General features: G+C 58.9%; 2 protein-coding genes. Both read left to right on the top strand.

Features of this window, described 5'->3' with window-relative positions; translation table 11 throughout:
• Nucleotides 1-349: 349 nt before the first annotated feature.
• Nucleotides 350-1,798, top strand: a complete 1,449-nt coding sequence (gene modF / locus BN1130_RS07445) for a molybdate ABC transporter ATP-binding protein ModF (RefSeq protein WP_042041181.1) — start codon at nt 350-352, stop codon at nt 1,796-1,798.
• A 105-nt stretch (nt 1,799-1,903) separates the two neighbouring features.
• A partial coding sequence (locus BN1130_RS07440) for a tRNA threonylcarbamoyladenosine dehydratase (protein ID WP_042041182.1) occupies nt 1,904-2,419 on the top strand: 516 nt, incomplete at its 3' end.

Below are 2,419 nucleotides of genomic sequence, written 5' to 3'. Positions count from 1 at the left end.
GGGATTAAGGAAACAAGGGACCACAGACAGGGCTGCGACTTGCCACTGGCAACTCGGTCCCTGCCTGTGGCACCTTGTGCTTGAGCCGGACCGTGTCCGTCTCCCCGTCCGCTCCGCCAATAAATAGAGAAGGCCTTCCCAATCGGGAAGGCCTTTTTGCTTTTCCGTTGTCGCACCGCTGCGTGCCCTGTCCCTTGTTCCGCATAATCACTCCCCTGCATGGCACGCCATCTCCTTTCCCCCAGCTATGTCCAGGGCCTTCCGATGATGGTTGCATCAGCTTTTACTTGGATTTTTTATGGCTGGCCTGCAGTCTGTTTCTAGGATCAAAGGGGTTGGATGGTAAGTGATGGCAAGGATAAGCAGCCTTGATGCCCAGTTTGTGCTGAGCAAGGGACAGATTTTTACCTTAAAGACGTTAGAGATTGCAGCAGGGGAGTGCTGGGCTTTCATTGGCAGCAATGGTAGCGGAAAATCGACCCTCGCCAGGATCCTGGCCGACGAGTTGATCCCCAAGACGGGGGTGTTCGAGCATGATTTAGCCCCCTTGGCGCTCATCTCCCTTGAGCGGTTACAAGCCTTGTTGGCGGCCGACTGGCAGCAGCGCAATAGTGACTGGTTGCTGACCGAAGAGGAGGATGGTTGGCTCACCCGGCAGTTGATCCAGGCCGAACACAGGGATGCGGCACGTTGCGAGGCCCTGGCGGCGCAATTTGGTATTGCCCATCTGCTTGAGAGACCCTTTCACTACTTGTCGACGGGGGAGACGCGCAAGGCCATGCTCTGCCAGGCATTGATGGCGCAGCCTCGCTTGCTGGTGCTCGACGAGCCCTTCGAGGGACTGGATCAAACCTCCCGCCGGCAGTTGGCGGACGCCTTGCTGGTACTCAAGCAGAGCGGTATCACCCTGATCCTTATCTTGAACCGCATCGAAGAGACGCCGGAGTGGAGCGGATCCATGGGCTTGCTTGAGAATGGAACCTTGCTCACTCGGGGGTCACGTCAGGAGGTGCTGGCATCGGCTCGACTGCTGGCGGCTGCACGGCAACAGACCCTGGCCAGCTTGCCTCTGCCGGAGGCCGACAGTTCCCCCGAGCCGCTGGCTGAGTCGAAACCTCTGGTGATACTGCGTCAGGGGCGAGTCAGCTACGGTGGTGAGGCGGTTATCGAGGGGTTGGACTGGCGAGTGGCACCCGGGGAGCACTGGCACCTCTGTGGCGCCAACGGGGCGGGCAAGTCTACGCTGTTGAGTTTGGTGTGCGGGGAGCATCCTCAGGGTTATGCCAATGATCTGACCCTGTTTGGCCGCAGACGTGGCAGTGGCGAGACCATCTGGGAGATAAAGCGCCATATCGGCCTGGTAAGTTCGAGTCTACATCAGGATTACAGGGTCAACTGTTCGGCGCTGACCCTGGTGTTGTCCGGCTTCTATGACAGCATAGGGTTGTATGAGCGGCCAACGGACAGGCAGCGCAAACTGGCGCTGGCTTGGCTGACGCTGCTTGGCATGGCGGAGTACGCGGATCGCTCCTTTCAGCAGTTGTCCTGGGGTCAGCAGCGTCTGTTGTTGATCGTGCGTGCCATGGTCAAGCATCCGGCCTTGCTGATCCTCGACGAGCCGCTGCAGGGGCTGGATGCGGTCAATCGTCAGTTGGTGCGCCACTGGATCAGCCTTCTGGTGAGTCAGAGTCCCAGCCAACTGTTGTTTGTCTCCCATCATCCGGAGGATGCACCGGACTGCATCAGTCACAGGCTCACATTGCGAGGTCTGAATGACTATCTCGTCGAAGTATTATGAGAGGGATCAGACACTGACGCTGGTGCAATGTCGTCTTCACCCCTGTTCAGGCTGCACCCTGGGGATCAGGCAGGTATAATGACGGCCTTCAAACAAGGTGATGGTATGACTGCAGAGTATTTACAGCGATTCGGGGGCATTGCCCGCCTCTATGGCCAGCAGGCACTGGGTGCCTTCAGCCAGGCCAGGGTGTGCGTGGTGGGGATCGGCGGGGTTGGCTCCTGGGCGGCAGAGGCGCTGGCTCGGGCCGGGATCAACCAGATCACCCTGATCGACATGGATGACATCTGCATCACCAACACCAACCGCCAGATCCATGCCATGCAGGGCACGGTTGGCCGTCTCAAGACGGAAGTGATGGCCGAGCGCATTCGGGCCATCAACCCCGATTGCACCGTGACGGAAGTGGATGACTTCGTGACGGCGGACAACCTGGCCGAGCATATCAAGCGGGAATTTGACTATGTGGTCGATGCCATTGATTCGGTCAAAGCCAAGGTAGCGCTGATAGCCTTCTGCAAGCGCAACAAGATCCCCGTCATAGTGGCAGGCGGCGCTGGCGGCCAGATGGACCCGACCCAAATCACAGTGGCAGACCTGGCCAAGACGGTGCAGGATCCT

Origin of the sequence: Aeromonas rivuli, from assembly GCF_000820045.1 — a bacterium.
Classification (GTDB): Bacteria; Pseudomonadota; Gammaproteobacteria; order Enterobacterales; family Aeromonadaceae; genus Aeromonas; species Aeromonas rivuli.
The sequence above is the reverse complement of the archived record's forward strand: the minus strand, read 5'-3'. Positions and strand labels throughout refer to the sequence as shown.

Excerpts from the sequence above, each read along its gene's own strand:
- modF (WP_042041181.1), top strand. The coding sequence starts at position 350 with ATGGCAAGGATAAGCAGCCTTGATGCCCAGTTTGTGCTGAGCAAGGGA.